This window comes from Tabrizicola caldifontis (assembly GCF_004762095.1).
In the GTDB taxonomy this organism is placed as follows: Bacteria; Pseudomonadota; Alphaproteobacteria; order Rhodobacterales; family Rhodobacteraceae; genus Tabrizicola; species Tabrizicola caldifontis.
Map to the genome: position 1 here is coordinate 14,794 of NZ_SIJH01000010.1, position 13,656 is coordinate 28,449.

At 65.0% G+C, this 13,656-nt stretch carries 15 protein-coding genes; 14 read left to right on the forward strand and 1 reads right to left on the reverse strand.

Annotated features, from left to right (window positions below; genetic code table 11):
* The first annotated feature begins 2 nt into the window (after positions 1-2).
* From EYB42_RS09645 to EYB42_RS09700, 12 genes are all read left to right on the forward strand, one after another.
* Positions 3-560: a SoxW family protein gene (locus tag EYB42_RS09645; protein ID WP_205909971.1), complete on the forward strand. Its 558-nt coding sequence runs from the start codon at positions 3-5 to the stop codon at positions 558-560.
* Between the two features lie 113 nt (positions 561-673).
* Positions 674-1,147 carry a sulfur oxidation c-type cytochrome SoxX gene (soxX, locus tag EYB42_RS09650; protein ID WP_135449895.1) on the forward strand — a complete coding sequence of 158 codons (474 nt, stop codon included), beginning with the start codon at positions 674-676 and terminating at the stop codon, positions 1,145-1,147.
* A gap of 35 nt (positions 1,148-1,182) precedes the next feature.
* The gene (gene soxY / locus EYB42_RS09655) at positions 1,183-1,602 is read left to right on the forward strand and encodes a thiosulfate oxidation carrier protein SoxY (protein ID WP_240784070.1); all 420 of its coding nucleotides are present in this window, start codon (positions 1,183-1,185) and stop codon (positions 1,600-1,602) included.
* Positions 1,603-1,623: 21 nt separating this feature from the next.
* A complete protein-coding gene (soxZ, locus tag EYB42_RS09660; protein ID WP_135449897.1) occupies positions 1,624-1,953 on the forward strand; it encodes a thiosulfate oxidation carrier complex protein SoxZ in 330 nt (109 codons plus the stop codon).
* Positions 1,954-1,980: 27 nt separating this feature from the next.
* Positions 1,981-2,838 carry a sulfur oxidation c-type cytochrome SoxA gene (gene soxA, locus EYB42_RS09665; RefSeq protein ID WP_135449898.1) on the forward strand — a complete coding sequence of 286 codons (858 nt, stop codon included), beginning with the start codon at positions 1,981-1,983 and terminating at the stop codon, positions 2,836-2,838.
* 127 nt (positions 2,839-2,965) lie between these two features.
* Positions 2,966-4,657, forward strand: a complete 1,692-nt coding sequence (gene soxB, locus EYB42_RS09670) for a thiosulfohydrolase SoxB (protein ID WP_135449899.1) — start codon at positions 2,966-2,968, stop codon at positions 4,655-4,657.
* Between the two features lie 17 nt (positions 4,658-4,674).
* Entirely contained in the window at positions 4,675-5,937 is a 1,263-nt protein-coding gene (gene soxC / locus EYB42_RS09675) for a sulfite dehydrogenase (RefSeq protein WP_135449900.1), read from the forward strand.
* A complete protein-coding gene (locus tag EYB42_RS09680; protein WP_135449901.1) occupies positions 5,921-7,240 on the forward strand; it encodes a c-type cytochrome in 1,320 nt (439 codons plus the stop codon). The genes soxC and EYB42_RS09680 overlap by 17 nt, the downstream gene beginning before the upstream one ends.
* Positions 7,241-7,242: 2 nt before the next feature.
* Complete coding sequence (locus EYB42_RS09685; protein WP_135449902.1) at positions 7,243-7,947, forward strand: c-type cytochrome; 705 nt, start codon at positions 7,243-7,245, stop codon at positions 7,945-7,947.
* Positions 7,948-8,008: 61 nt separating this feature from the next.
* Positions 8,009-9,271 (forward strand): NAD(P)/FAD-dependent oxidoreductase, encoded by a 1,263-nt coding sequence (locus EYB42_RS09690; protein WP_135449903.1) that lies wholly within the window; start codon positions 8,009-8,011, stop codon positions 9,269-9,271.
* A 61-nt stretch (positions 9,272-9,332) separates the two neighbouring features.
* On the forward strand, positions 9,333-10,244 hold the full coding sequence (locus EYB42_RS09695; protein ID WP_135449904.1) for an MBL fold metallo-hydrolase: 912 nt from the start codon (positions 9,333-9,335) through the stop codon (positions 10,242-10,244).
* Positions 10,245-10,271: 27 nt separating this feature from the next.
* A complete protein-coding gene (locus EYB42_RS09700) occupies positions 10,272-10,706 on the forward strand; it encodes a DUF302 domain-containing protein (protein ID WP_135449905.1) in 435 nt (144 codons plus the stop codon).
* Positions 10,707-10,792: 86 nt separating this feature from the next.
* On the opposite strand, the gene EYB42_RS09705 is transcribed toward EYB42_RS09700, so the two are convergent.
* Positions 10,793-11,857 (reverse strand): YeeE/YedE family protein, encoded by a 1,065-nt coding sequence (locus EYB42_RS09705; protein ID WP_135449906.1) that lies wholly within the window; start codon positions 11,855-11,857, stop codon positions 10,793-10,795.
* A 185-nt stretch (positions 11,858-12,042) separates the two neighbouring features.
* Between EYB42_RS09705 and EYB42_RS09710 the strand changes: the two genes are divergently transcribed.
* Both EYB42_RS09710 and EYB42_RS09715 read left to right on the forward strand, forming a co-directional pair.
* The gene (locus tag EYB42_RS09710; protein WP_167850980.1) at positions 12,043-12,696 is read left to right on the forward strand and encodes a DUF1007 family protein; all 654 of its coding nucleotides are present in this window, start codon (positions 12,043-12,045) and stop codon (positions 12,694-12,696) included.
* Positions 12,681-13,604 carry a nickel/cobalt transporter gene (locus EYB42_RS09715; RefSeq protein ID WP_135449908.1) on the forward strand — a complete coding sequence of 308 codons (924 nt, stop codon included), beginning with the start codon at positions 12,681-12,683 and terminating at the stop codon, positions 13,602-13,604. Before EYB42_RS09710 ends, EYB42_RS09715 begins: the two co-directional genes overlap by 16 nt.
* The last annotated feature ends 52 nt before the right edge of the window (positions 13,605-13,656 follow it).

The window sequence follows — 13,656 nt, forward strand, 5'->3', positions numbered from 1 at the left end:
CCATGCTGCGCCGTCTTGCCCTTGCCGCCGGCCTTGCCCTGTCCAGCCCGGCACTTGCCGTCGAACTGGGGGATGACGGGCTGCACAAGCCCACCTGGCTGCGCGAGACCTTCAAGGATCTGCGCGAGGATCTGGCCGAGGCCAACGCCGAGGACAAGCGGCTGATGCTGATCTACGAACAGCGCGGCTGCATCTACTGCACCGAAATGCACGAGAAGGTGTTTACCGACCCCGCGATCGAGAAGCTGATCCGCGACCACTATTTCGTCGTGCAGCTGAACCTGTTCGGCGACGTCGAAGTGACCGATTTCGACGGCACGACGCTTTCGGAAAAGCAGATGGCGTTGCGCTGGGGGGTGATGTTCACGCCGACCCTGATCTTCCTGCCTGAGGAAGTGCCCCAAGGCGTGTCGGCGCCGGATGCCGCCGTGGCGATGATGCCGGGATCCTTCGGGAAGGGAATGACCGAAGCGTTGCTGATCTGGGTGCGCGACCATGGTTACGATTCGGGCGAGAACTTCCAGAAATTCGTTGCGGAACGCATGGCTACGGGGAACTGATCATTCCGGGGAAACCTGAAAACATATGTATATAGGCTTCCTGCTATATTTCGCTTGCCCGAATCCTGATCTCCCAGCATAGTGGTATACGGAGGAATACTGGGAGGATGAGGATGAAACGCCAGCTCTGTCTGGTGGCGGCGGTCACCCTGTCGCATGCAACACCAGCCTTGCCCGAGGTCGCGCCGACCGAGGTCGTCTTCGTCGATGGCCGGATCGAAACGTCCCTGTCCGGCACGCCCGGCGACCCGGCGAACGGCATCAAGGTGATGACCACGAACGTGCTTGGCAACTGCGTGGCCTGCCACACGATCTCGGCTCTGCCGGACGTGCAGTTCCCGGGCAATATCGCTCCGCCGCTTGACGGCGTGGCCGACCGCTGGAGCGAAGCCGAACTGCGCGGGATCGTCGCAAACGCCAAGATGACCTTCGAGGGCAGCTTCATGCCTGCATTCTACAAGACCGAAGGCTTCATCCGCCCCGGCAACGGCTATACCGGCAAAGCACCCGAGGGTGACCTTCCGCCGATCCTGACGGCCCAGCAGATCGAGGATGTGGTGGCCTTCCTTCTCACGCTCAAGGAATGACGGGCGCGACGCCCCAGACAGACAGGAGAAACCCCGTGACACTCAACAGACGCAAGGCACTTTCCCTTGGCCTCGGCGGCATCGCCTTTGCCTCCATCCCAGGCCTTTCTGCCGCAGCGACCATTGAAGAGCTGACGAACGCCTTCACCGGTGGTGTTGCGCCCGGAACGGGCGGCATCACCCTGACCACCCCCGAGATCGCCGAGAACGGCAATACGGTTCCGGTGTCGGTCGATGCGCCTGGCGCGGTGGCGATCATGCTGCTGGCCTCGGGCAACCCCGAGCCTGCCGTTGCCACCTTCACCTTCGGCCCGGCCGCCGGCCGGCAGTTCGCCGCAACCCGGATCCGCCTGGCAAAGACCCAGGACGTCATCGCAATAGCCAAGATGGCGGATGGTTCCGTCGTGCAGACCCAGGCCACCGTGAAAGTCACAATCGGCGGCTGCGGCGGCTGAAGTCAGAGACAGGAGAATACCATGGTCGAAGAAGTCAAACCCCGGGTCAAGACCCCCAAGACCGCCGCCGTCGGCGAGGTCGTGACGATCAAGGCCCTGATCTCGCACAGCATGGAGTCCGGGCAGCGCAAGGGCCCGGACGGCAACCTGATCCCGCGCAAGATCATCAACCGTTTCACCTGCGACCTGAACGGGGTGAACGTGATCGATGTCGCCATCGAGCCGGCAGTGTCCACCAACCCTTATTTCGAATTCGATGCCAGGGTCGATGCGGCGGGCGAATTCAAGTTCACCTGGTACGATGATGACGGCTCGGTCTACGAGGACGTGAAGCCGATAGAGATCGGCTAGCGGTCGGGCAATAGGGAGGAGAAAGCCATGCACCGCAAAGCCATGCTGTTCGCGGCCTTCGGGCTTGCCTTCGCCGGCGCCGCTTCGGCCGATCCGGTCGAGGACACGCTGGTGATCGATACCGAGGATGGCCCCATCGAGATGGTGACCAAAGCCCCGGCGCCCGACCATCTGAAGGACGTGATGGACTGGGTATATTCCGGCTGGCACTACCGCGAGGACGAGACGCGCGATCTGGAACGCGATGATTTCGACAATCCGGGAATGGTTTATGTCGATCGGGGGCTTGACCTGTGGAATTCGGCGATCGGCAAGAACGGCGAAAGCTGCGCCGGCTGCCACCAGGGGCCCGAGTCGATGGCAGGCCTGCGCGCCGTCACCCCGCGGGTCGATGAAAAGACCGGCGTGCTGATGACGGTCGAAAACTACATCGACAAGTGTGTGACCGAACGCATGGGTCTGGAGTCCTGGAACTGGACGGGCAGCGAGATGAAGGACATGTTGGCGCTGATCTCGATGCAGTCGCGCGGCATGCCGGTGAATGTCGCCATCGACGGCCCCGCAGCCCCCTACTGGGAAAAGGGAAAGGAGATCTACTACACCCGTTTCGGGCAGCTGGAGATGTCCTGTGCGAACTGCCATGAGGACAATCAGGGTCGCTACATTCGCGCCGACCACCTGAGCCAGGGCCAGATCAACGGCTTCCCGGTCTACCGGCTGAAGGACGCGGGCATCCTGTCGGCGCAGCAGCGCTTTGTCGGTTGCGTGCGCGACACGAGGGCCGAAACCTTCAAGCCCAACTCGGACGAGTTCAAGGCACTCGAACTGTATGTCGCGTCGCGCGGCAACGGTCTTTCGGTCGAAGGCGTCTCGGTGCGCCACTAGACCCGGGGCGTGCGGCCGCCAACCTCCCTGGCGGCCGCCGCCTGGAAACGAACCGACGACCGGGACGACCAGGCCCCCGCGCACTTGCGGGTTCCGTTCTGGTATCCCTGACGACAAGGAGAACGGGATGATTACCCGGCGCGAGTTTCTTCAGGCATCCCTCGCCGCCTCGGCGATCTACGGGTCGTCGGGCTTCGGCAACTGGTCGCGGCTGGCCGCCCAGCAGGCGCTTAGCCAGGACCAGCTTCTGCAGTTCGACGATTTCGGCAACCTGACGCTGATCCACATCACCGACATCCACGCCCAGCTCAAGCCGGTCTGGTTCCGCGAGCCGGAATGGAACATCGGCGTGGGCGAGGCCAAGGGCCAGCCGCCGCATGTGGTGGGCAAGGCCTTCCTCGACATGTTCGGCATCCTGCCCGGCAGTCCCGAGGCCTATGCGCTCACTTACGAGGACTTCGCCGCGCTCGGCCGCGCCTATGGCCGGATGGGCGGCATGGACCGGGTGGCGACCGTGGTCAAGGCGATCCGCGCCGCGCGGCCCGACAGCCTGCTTCTGGATGGCGGCGACACCTGGCACGGTTCGATGACCAGCTACCTGACCAAGGGGCAGGATGTGGTCAACGTGATGAACGCGCTGGGCGTCGAGGCGATGACCAGCCACTGGGAATGGACCTTCGGCACCGCCCGGGTGCAGGAGATCGTGGAAAGCCTGCCCTTCCCCTTCCTCGGTGCGAACATCTTCGATGCCGAATGGGACGAACCCGCCTTCGAGCCCTACCGGATCTTCGACAAGGCGGGCCTGCGCGTCGCGGTGATCGGACAGGCCTTCCCCTACATGCCGATTGCCAACCCGCGCTGGATGTTCCCCGAATACAGCTTCGGCATCCGCGAGGAACGGATGCAGCAGGTGGTGGACGAGGCCCGCGCCGAGGGCGTGGATCTGGTCGTCGTCCTGTCGCACAACGGCTTCGACGTGGACAGGAAGATGGCGTCCCGCGTCCAGGGCATCGACGTGATCCTGACCGGCCACACCCACGACGCGATCCCCGAACCCGTGCTGATGGGCCAGACGATCCTGATCGCCTCCGGCAGCCACGGCAAGTTCGTCTCCCGCGTCGATCTGGACGTGCGGGACGGCAAGATGATGGGCTTCCGCCACAAGCTGATCCCGATCTTCTCGGATGTCATCACCCCCGACCCGGAGATGGCCGCCCTGATCGAGACCGAGCGCGCGCCCTTCAAGGCCGATCTGGAAGAGGTCGTCGGCCAGACCGAAAGCCTGCTTTACCGGCGCGGCAATTTCCAGGGCACCTGGGACGACCTGATCTGCAACGCCGTCCGGGCCGAGCGCGACGTGCAGATCGCGCTGTCGCCCGGCGTGCGCTGGGGCGCCTCGCTTCTGCCGGGCGATGCGATCACCCGCGAGGACATCCACAACGTCACCAGCATGACCTACGGCCAGGTCTACCGGACCGAGATGACGGGCGAAATGCTCAAGACCGTGCTCGAGGACGTGGCCGACAACATCTTCAACCCCGATCCCTACTATCAGCAGGGTGGCGACATGGTGCGCGTGGGCGGCATGGGCTTTGCCTGCGACGTGTCGAAACCCATCGGCGAACGGATCAGCGACATGGTGCTGCTGGACACGGGCGAGGCCATCGACCCCGCCAAGTCCTACACCGTGGGCGGCTGGGCCAGCGTCAACGAGGGCACCGAAGGGCCGCAGATCTGGGACGTGGTGGAATCGCATATCCGCAAGCTGGGCACCGTCCGGCTTGAGCCCAACCCCTCGGTCTCCGTGACCGGAATCTGAACAGGAGCGTTCGCCAGATGACCGACGAACCCGTAACCAGCCGCCGCGCCTTCCTCGCCGGCACCGCCGCCGCCGGGGCGGGGCTTGTGGCCACCGCCGCCACCGCCCAGACCGCGCCCGACCCGCTGATCACCGAGGTCCAGCCCTGGGCCTCGGCCTTCGGCGATCCGGTGGACGCCACGCCCTATGGCATGCCGATCCGGTTTGAAAGCCATGTGGTGCGGCGCAACGTGGAATGGCTGACCGAAAGCCCGGTCAGTTCGATCAACTTCACGCCGATCCATGCGCTGGAAGGCACGATCACGCCGCAGGGCTGCGCCTTCGAGCGCCACCATTCCGGCGCGATCGAGCTGTCGAAGCAGGACTACCGGCTGATGATCAACGGGCTGGTGGAACGTGAACTGGTTTTCACCTGGGACGACCTGATGCGCTTTCCGCGCCACATCGCCATCGCCTTCTGCGAATGCGCGGCGAACGGCGGCATGGAATGGGGGGGCGCGCAGCTTGAAGGCTGCCAGTTCACCCAGGGCATGATCCACAACATGGAATACACCGGGGTGATGCTGCGCGACCTTCTTGCCGAGGCGGGCGTCAAGCCCGAGGGCAAGTGGGTCTATGTCGAAGGCGCCGACGCCTCGTCCAACGGCCGCTCGATCCCGATGGAAAAGGCGCTGGACGACGTGATGGTCGCCTTTTTCGCCAATGGCGAGGCGCTGCGCAAGGAACACGGCTATCCCGTCCGGCTGGTGGTGCCCGGCTGGGAAGGCAACATGTGGGTCAAGTGGCTGCGCCGGATCGGGGTCTATGACCAGGCGGTGGAAAGCCGCGAGGAGACCTCGAAATACACCGACCTGATGCCGGACGGCCGGGCGCGGAAATGGACCTGGGTGATGGATGCGAAATCGGTCATCACCTCGCCCTCGCCGCAGGCGCCGATCCGGCATGGCAAGGGGCCGCTGGTCATCACCGGGCTGGCCTGGTCGGGGCATGGCAAGATCGCACGGGTCGATGTCTCGGTGGACGGCGGCAATACCTGGGTGCCGGCCCGCATCTCGGGCGAGGTGCGGCCCAAGGCACTGACGCGCTTCCACTACGACATGAACTGGGACGGGCAGGAGATGTTCATCATGTCCCGCGCCATCGACGAGACGGGCTATGTCCAGCCCACCAAGCAGGCCCTGCGCGAGATCCGCGGCCTGAACAATGTCTATCACAACAATGGCATCCAGGTCTGGTGGGTGCGCGCCGACGGAGAGGTCGAGAATGTCGAAATCGCCTGAGTTCCCGACAATCCTTCTGGTCACCGGCTGGGCCACGGCCGCGACCGTCGCCGCTTTCGTATTCGCCTCGACCGGCCCAAAGGTGCAAGAGGCCGCCCCGGCCCCAGCACCAGCCGTGACAGCAACCCCCGCACCTGAACCGGCAGCAGCGCCCGCCGCAGAACCGGCGCCGACCCAGGTGGCCGAGGCCGCTCCCCCCTCACCGGTGGAGGCCGCGGAACCGGCCCCTGCGGCTGTGACCCCGGCCCTGGCCAACCCGCTTGGTCTTGGCCGTCCGGCCCTTCCCGAAGAGGTTGAGGCATGGGATGTGGCCGTTCTGCCTGATGGCACTGGTCTGCCTGTGGGGTCGGGCGATGTGGAAACGGGCGACGCGATCTTCGGTGAACACTGTGCCGCCTGCCACGGCGACTTTGCCGAAGGGCTGGACGCCTGGCCGGTGCTGGCCGGCGGTGCGGGCAGCCTCAGGGATCCGCGTCCTGTCAAGACGATCGGCAGCTACTGGCCTTATCTGTCCACCGTCTTCGATTACGTCCACCGCTCGATGCCTTTCGGCAACGCACAGACGCTTTCGGTTGACGACACCTACGCGATCACGGCGTTCCTTCTCTACTCGAACGGCATCGTCGAGGATGACTTCGTGCTGTCGAACGAGAACTTCACCTCGATCGTGATGCCCAATGCCGAGGGCTTCTATGTGGACGATCGGGCAACCACGGAATACCCGCTGTTCTCGGCCGAACCTTGCATGGAAAACTGCCGCGAAAGCGCGCCCCAGGTCACCAAGCGCGCTGTGGAACTGAACGTGACGCCGACAGATCCGGACGGCAAGCCTGCCGGAACCCTGCCGGTGATCACCGTGGCTTCGACCGGCGAGGCCGCCGCACCGGCCGCCGAGGCGACAGCAGGGATGACGGAGGCTCCGGTCGAGACGGCCGAGGCGGCGGCGACGGAGGTCGACGCAGAGCCCGCGCCGGCTGGCGCCGACCCGGCCCTGATTGCCGCAGGAGAGACGGTGTTCAAGAAATGCGCCGCCTGCCACAAGGTTGGCGAGGGCGCAAAGAACGGGGTCGGTCCGGCGCTGAACGGTATCGTCGGTGCCGGAATGGGGCAGGTCGAAGGGTTCAAGTATTCCGACGGGCTGGCCTCGATGGGCGCGGAAGGCAGAGTGTGGGATGCCGAAGCACTGCACGCCTTCCTGGAAGACCCCAGGGGCTTTGTGAAGGGCACCAAGATGTCCTTCGCCGGTCTGAAGAAGGCCGAGGAGCGTGACGCCGTCATCGCGTATCTGGCCACGTTCGAGTAGCCATGAACTGCCGTCTTGCCCTTGTCGCCCTGTGCCTCGTCCTCGGCCCCGTGCCGGGGACAGCCGAGCAGATCGGCGATGCCGAACAGGGGGCCACGATCTTCGCCAGTCAGTGCAAGGCATGCCATCAGATCGGCGAAGGCGCGAAGAACCGGGTCGGGCCGCAGCTCAACCGGATCTTCGGCCGCCGCGCTGGCAGTGTGCCGGAGTTCAACTATTCCAAATCCATGGAGCGGATGGGTTCTGACGGGCTGACCTGGACGCTGACCACGCTGGACGCCTATATCGCCAATCCCAAGGCGCTGGTTTCCGGCACGAGGATGAACTATCGCGGCCTGCCCGACCCGGCGGAACGCGCTGCCTTGCTGGCTTTCCTGCGCGAGTGGTCCGACCGGCCGCAGGACATTCCGGAATCGGAACCGACGGCCCTGAAGACCGATCCTGACCTTTCGCCCGAGATACTGGCCATCAAGGGCGACCCCGACTACGGCGAATATCTCGCGTCGGAATGCCAGACCTGCCACCAGGCCGACGGGTCCGACCAGGGCATCCCGTCGATCACCGGCTGGCCAGCCGAGGATTTCGTGGTCGCCATGCATGCCTACAAGCAGAAACTGCGCCCGCATCCCGTCATGCAGATGATGGCGGGCCGCCTGAACGAAGAGGAGATCGCGGCGCTTGCTGCCTATTTCGCGACACTCGAATGAAAATGAAGAAGCACGGGAAAGCCGGGCCAGGACGACGCAACCCACTGGGAGGAGGAACCCAATGCTGAACAGACGCCACTTCATCGGAACCGGTATTGTCGCCGGCACCCTTCTTACTGCCCCAAGCGTCTGGGGCCAGGCCAAGCCCAAGGTTGTGGTGATCGGCGGCGGCGCCGGGGGGGCGACGGCTGCGCGCTATCTGGCGAAGGATAGCGGCGGCGCGATCGAGGTGACGCTGGTCGAGGCCAATCCGATCTACACCACCTGCTTCTTCTCCAACCTCTATCTCGGCGGCTTCCGCGACTTCGAAAGCCTGCAGCACAACTACGACAAGCTGGCCGGGGGGGGCGTGACAGTCATCAACGATACGGCGACCGGCGTCGATGCGGCTGCCAGGACAGTGACGTTGGCCGCCGGGCAGGTGTTGCCCTATGACCGGCTGGTGCTGTCGCCCGGGATCGACTTCCGCGATGGGTCGGTGCCTGGCTGGTCGCTGGAGCAGCACGCCGAGATCATGCCGCACGCCTACAAGGCCGGCCCGCAGACCCAGCTTCTGAAAAAGATGGTCGAAGAGATGCCGGAAGGCAGTGTCTTCGCCATGATCGCGCCGCCGAATCCCTACCGTTGCCCGCCCGGTCCCTACGAACGGATCAGCATGGTCGCCCATGTGCTGAAACAGAAGAACCCGACGGCCAAGATCTTGGTCGCAGACCCGAAGGACAAGTTTTCGAAACAGGCGCTGTTCGAGGAAGGTTGGCAGAAGCACTATCCCGGAATGGTCGAATGGATCGGGTCGGAATTCGGCGGCGGCAATGTCGAGGTGCGGCCCGAGGCGATGGAAGTGGTGATCGACGGCGAGGTGACGAAGGTCGCCTGCTGCAACGTGATTCCGGGCCAGATGGCCGGCAAGATCGCTGCCATTGCCGGGGTGACCGATGACAAGGGCTGGGCGCCTGTCGATCCCTTCAGCATGAAATCGAAGGCCGACCCGAACATCTGGGTTCTGGGCGATGCCTCTGCCCAGGGCGACATGCCGAAATCGGGTTTCTCGGCCAACAGCCAGGCCAAGGTGGCGGCGATGATGATTCGGGGCGAGCTGACCGGATCAAAGACCTTCCCCGCCCGATATTCCAATACCTGCTGGTCGCTTCTGGATACCGACGATGGGGTGAAGATCGGCGCGTCCTACGAGCCGACCGAAGAGAAGATTGCCAGCGTCGAAAGCTTCGTCTCGCAAACCGGCGAGGATGCGGCACTGCGCAAGGCGACATACGAGGAATCGCTCGGCTGGTATGCCGGGATTACGGCCGACATGTTCGGCTGACCTTTCCTCCCGACCTGCGGGCCCTCCGTTCGGGGGGCCTGCTCTTTGCAAGGATCTGCCCATGCTGACACGCCGCCACCTGCTGACTGCCACCGCCGCCGCACTGGCCGCACCGTTCGCCCCGCGCCGGGTCTGGGCGGCCAGCACGCTAGAGCTGGGGGATCTGCGGATCGACACCCTGTCCGACGGCAACCTGGTGCTGCCCGGCGACTTCATCCTGGGCGGCATGCCGCAAGAAGAGATGCAGGCCATCGTCAGCAAATACGGCCTGCCGACCGACCAGCTTACCCCGCCCTGCAACGTGACACTGCTGCGTGACGGGACGAACACGGTGCTGTTCGACGTGGGATCGGGGCCCGACTTCCAGCCCTCTGCCGGCAAGCTGATGGAGGCGTTCGATGTTTTGGGTCTGGGCGTCGAGGACATCACCCATGTCCTGCTCACCCATGGTCACCCGGATCATCTCTGGGGCCTTCTGGACGAATTCGATGAACCCGTGTTCCCGAATGCCGAATACATGATCGGTCAGGCAGAATTCGACTATTGGATGGATCCTGAAACCGTGACCACCATCGGCGAGGCGCGGGCGACCTTTGCCGTTGGCGCATCGCGCCGGCTGGGCGCGATTGCCGAGACGGTCCGGCTGTTGTCCGACGGGGAAGAACCGCTTCCGGGCATCGCCGCGCGACTGACCCCCGGACATACACCTGGCCATATGGCCTATGAGATCGCCGGCTCGACCCCGGTCATGGTGCTGGGCGACTGCATCGGCAACCACCACGTCGCCTTCGAGCGGCCGGACTGGGCCAGCGGTTCGGACCAGGACGGCGCGCGTGCCGCCGCGACGCGGGTCGGGCTGCTCGATCGGCTGGCGGCAGAGGGCCACGCGATCATCGGCTACCACCTGCCCGAGGGCGGCATCGGCCGTGTCGAGCGGGCGGAAAAAGGCTATCGTTACATCGCCGGGGTCTGATCCCGGCCCGTGCAGAGAGGTGCCGCCATGACCAGACTTGCCGCAACTGTCCTTACCCTTGCCCTTGGCGCGCAGGCCGCGCTGGCGCAGCAGGCGACGACCTATCCCTTCGACGGCAGTTTCGAGGATGCCACCTTTGCCGTGGAATCGGCCATCGTGGACCGGGGACTGGTGATCGACTATCGCAGCCATGTGGGCCAGATGCTGAACCGCACCGGCGCCGATGTTGGCAGCGAGGTGAAGATCTACGACAATGCCGACGTGTTCCTTTTCTGCTCGGCCGTCCTTTCGCGTAGGGTGATGGAGGCAGACCCGATGAACATCGCGCATTGCCCCTATGGCATCTTCGTCACCGACCACGAGGGGCAGGTCGCCATCGGCTACCGTCATCTGCCAGAGGGGCCGATGCAGGAGGTCCAGGCCCTGCTGGACGAGATTGCCAGGGAAGCAAGCGGACAGTAGCGCCCGCGCGCTCGGTCATCGTCTGTCAGTCATTGTCTGACAGCCCGGGCGGAACCGGCCCGCCGTCGGTTCCATGCGTTGCGATCTCAGGCGATGGCCCGCCGGACGGACGGCTGATCAACCAGCCAGTCCGTCACCCCCGCCCCGATCCACATGCACAGAAGGGCCAGCCAGGCCGTTGCCACGAAGATCGACCCGCCGGTAACGCCCGCCCCGATTGCACAGCCACCGGCCAGCATGGCCCCGAACCCCATCAGGGCGGCCCCGGTCATCGACCGGCGCATCTGTCCCTCGCCCTCGAACCCCTGGAAGCGGAATTCCCCCTTCAGCGTCGCAGAGAGGAATGCCCCAAGGAAGACGCCCGGAACCAGGCCGATGTTGAAATCCAGCACAGGGTTTTCGGTCAGGAAGAACATCAGCGTATCAGCCGATGGCCCTGAGAACGTTGCCGATGTCACCGGCATCGGCTCGAAGGCCACTTGGGCCAGGCTGTAGGTCAGAACCCAGCCCAAGGCGACAGAGAAGCCTACACCCGAAGCAAAGGCCACCGCGGCGAAACCAACCTTGTTCCGGCGCACCAGAACGAAGGCCAGGGCGGCAATGGCCACCCCCAGCATAATGCCCGCAATCTTCGGCAGTCCCAGGGCGGCAAGAAGATCGACATTTGCTCCGCCGGGCGTGATCCACTGTCCCGCAAGCCAGGCGCGCATCGGCGACAGCAGGCCGTGCAGCGACATCTGGGCCACCACCGCGAAGATCAGGCCCGAGACGACGGCCCTTAGGTTTCCCGTTGCCGCCAGAACCAGCAGCCGACCGGAACATCCTCGCGCCAGCACCATGCCCGCGCCGAACATCAGCCCGCCCAGGATTGCGCCTGACCAAGACCCGGCAACAGCCATCATGCGCGCCTCGCTTGACCGGAAAAGGCCCAGCAGCTCTGCCCCCTGGACCCAGATCACCGCCGTGGAAAAGGCCAGAAGCCAGACCGCGACCTTTGGGCCAAGCAGTCCCCGGGAAAACTCGACCGTCGCGGCGCGCAGGCAGAATGCGGAACGCTGCGCCGCCACACCGAACACCGCCCCGGTCAAAAGGCCGAGCAAGGCTGCCAACGTGCCTTCTTCGACGTGATCCAGAAGCCAGACCAGATCCATGTCCACCTCCATCCTGTCTTCACCTAGAGCTTTCCGAAAATCGCGCCTTGATCCAGGTCATCCTGCAACCCGGTCCGGCGGTGTGGCCCATGCCTTATCATGCAGCCGCTTGCCACCGGCAGGGCCTTGCCGGAATCGTCGCTTCCTTCTTGGCGCGCGGGGCCGTGACCCCTAGATTGCCGCCCATGTGGCGAAGACTTCTTCTTGGCGGGGTGGTCCTGGCGGTTGGCGGGCCGGTGGTCGCTCATCCGCATGTCTGGATCGATACCAGGATCGAGGTGATCCTGAACGACCGGAACGAGGCGACGGGGCTGCGCATCGGCTGGACCTATGACGAACTCTATTCTCTTTCCGTCGTGGGGGACATGGGGCTCGATCCCGACTGGGACGGCAACCTCACGCCCGAAGAAACGGCGCGCCTGTCCGGCTTCGACATGAACTGGGATCCGGACTTTCCGGGCGACACCTACGCCTTGCTCGGCGAGACGCCGCTTGAACTCTCCCGACCGCAGGACTGGACGGCAGGCTACGCGGACGGAAAAATTACCACGACCCATCTGCGCACCTTTGCCGAGCCGGTCCCCCTGGACACTCTGCCGCTGGTCGTGCAGGCCTATGATCCGGGCTATTACGTCGCTTATGCCATCCCCTTTCCGCCCGTGGTCTCCGGCGGGCTAGGCTGCACCGCGCGAACCTTCGTTCCTGACTTGGACGAGGCGCAGCAACAGCTGCTGGCCGCGCTGTCGGAATATGCGCCCGATGTGGACCTGCAGGCAGAGTTTCCAGCCGTGGGCGCCAAGTTTGCCGAAGAAGTGCGGGTAACATGCACCGCGCCGTGATGCTTGCGGGCCTCGGGCTGGTGCTTGTCATCGGTACCTTGTGGCTGACAGGGGCACTTGCGGGGATCGAGGCCGCGCTTTCGGCGGCGCAGCGGGCGGTTCAGGATCGTCTGGCCGGGGCGATCCGGGCCTTGCGGGCCGGCGAGGCAGGGGCGCTTGCGGCCTTCTGGGCGATCTGTTTTGCCTATGGCGCCCTGCATGCGGCAGGGCCCGGGCATGGCAAGCTGGTGATCGGCGGCTATGGCGTGGCGCGCCGGGTGCCGGTCTGGCGGCTGGCGGGGCTGGCGCTTGCCTCAAGCCTTGCGCAGGCGGCGGTGGCGGTCGGGCTGGTCCATTTGCTGGTGGCAGTCCTTGGCCTGGCGCGGGGCGAGGTGGACGAAACGGCCGAGCATTTGGTCACACCCATGGGCCATGCAATGATTGCGGGCCTGGGCCTTTGGCTGATGTGGCGCGGGATGCAGGGCTTGCGCGCCGCGGCCCGGAACAGACCGCACGATGATGATGTTCATCCCGGTTTCGGCGACGGACGCCACGATCATCACCACGGGTCGCACTGCGATCATGCCCACGGCCCCACGCTGGAACAGGCCCGGAAGGTCACCGGTTTCCGCGATGGCCTTGCGCTAGTTGCGGGCATAGCGATGCGGCCCTGTTCCGGTGCGCTTCTGGTGCTGATCCTGACCTGGCAACTTGGGATCCCGATGGCGGGAATTGCAGGGGCCTTCGTCATGGGGCTGGGCACGGCCTCGGTCACCGTGGGGGTGGCGCTGCTGGCTGTCTGGGCGCGCGAGGGGGTGCTGGCCGCGCTGCCGGGGCAGGGCGTGGCGCGGGTCATGCCGGTGCTGGAACTGGGGATCGGCGCGCTGATCGCCGCTGCTGCGCTGGGTCTGCTGATACAGTCTCCCTGACGCCGCGCTGCGGCGGAAACCCTACCTTGTGAACCCAGCGCGGCCCGCGTAA

What these genes read in the sequence shown, in the direction of transcription:
- EYB42_RS09645 (WP_205909971.1), top strand. Translation starts at nt 3, where the DNA reads ATGCTGCGCCGTCTTGCCCTTGCCGCCGGCCTTGCCCTGTCCAGCCCG.
- soxX (WP_135449895.1), top strand. Translation starts at nt 674, where the DNA reads ATGAAACGCCAGCTCTGTCTGGTGGCGGCGGTCACCCTGTCGCATGCA.
- soxZ (WP_135449897.1), top strand. Translation starts at nt 1,624, where the DNA reads ATGGTCGAAGAAGTCAAACCCCGGGTCAAGACCCCCAAGACCGCCGCC.
- soxA (WP_135449898.1), top strand. Translation starts at nt 1,981, where the DNA reads ATGCACCGCAAAGCCATGCTGTTCGCGGCCTTCGGGCTTGCCTTCGCC.
- soxB (WP_135449899.1), top strand. Translation starts at nt 2,966, where the DNA reads ATGATTACCCGGCGCGAGTTTCTTCAGGCATCCCTCGCCGCCTCGGCG.
- soxC (WP_135449900.1), top strand. Translation starts at nt 4,675, where the DNA reads ATGACCGACGAACCCGTAACCAGCCGCCGCGCCTTCCTCGCCGGCACC.
- EYB42_RS09680 (WP_135449901.1), top strand. Translation starts at nt 5,921, where the DNA reads ATGTCGAAATCGCCTGAGTTCCCGACAATCCTTCTGGTCACCGGCTGG.
- EYB42_RS09685 (WP_135449902.1), top strand. Translation starts at nt 7,243, where the DNA reads ATGAACTGCCGTCTTGCCCTTGTCGCCCTGTGCCTCGTCCTCGGCCCC.
- EYB42_RS09690 (WP_135449903.1), top strand. Translation starts at nt 8,009, where the DNA reads ATGCTGAACAGACGCCACTTCATCGGAACCGGTATTGTCGCCGGCACC.
- EYB42_RS09695 (WP_135449904.1), top strand. Translation starts at nt 9,333, where the DNA reads ATGCTGACACGCCGCCACCTGCTGACTGCCACCGCCGCCGCACTGGCC.
- EYB42_RS09700 (WP_135449905.1), top strand. Translation starts at nt 10,272, where the DNA reads ATGACCAGACTTGCCGCAACTGTCCTTACCCTTGCCCTTGGCGCGCAG.
- EYB42_RS09705 (WP_135449906.1), bottom strand. Translation starts at nt 11,857, where the DNA reads ATGGATCTGGTCTGGCTTCTGGATCACGTCGAAGAAGGCACGTTGGCA.
- EYB42_RS09710 (WP_167850980.1), top strand. Translation starts at nt 12,043, where the DNA reads ATGTGGCGAAGACTTCTTCTTGGCGGGGTGGTCCTGGCGGTTGGCGGG.
- EYB42_RS09715 (WP_135449908.1), top strand. Translation starts at nt 12,681, where the DNA reads ATGCACCGCGCCGTGATGCTTGCGGGCCTCGGGCTGGTGCTTGTCATC.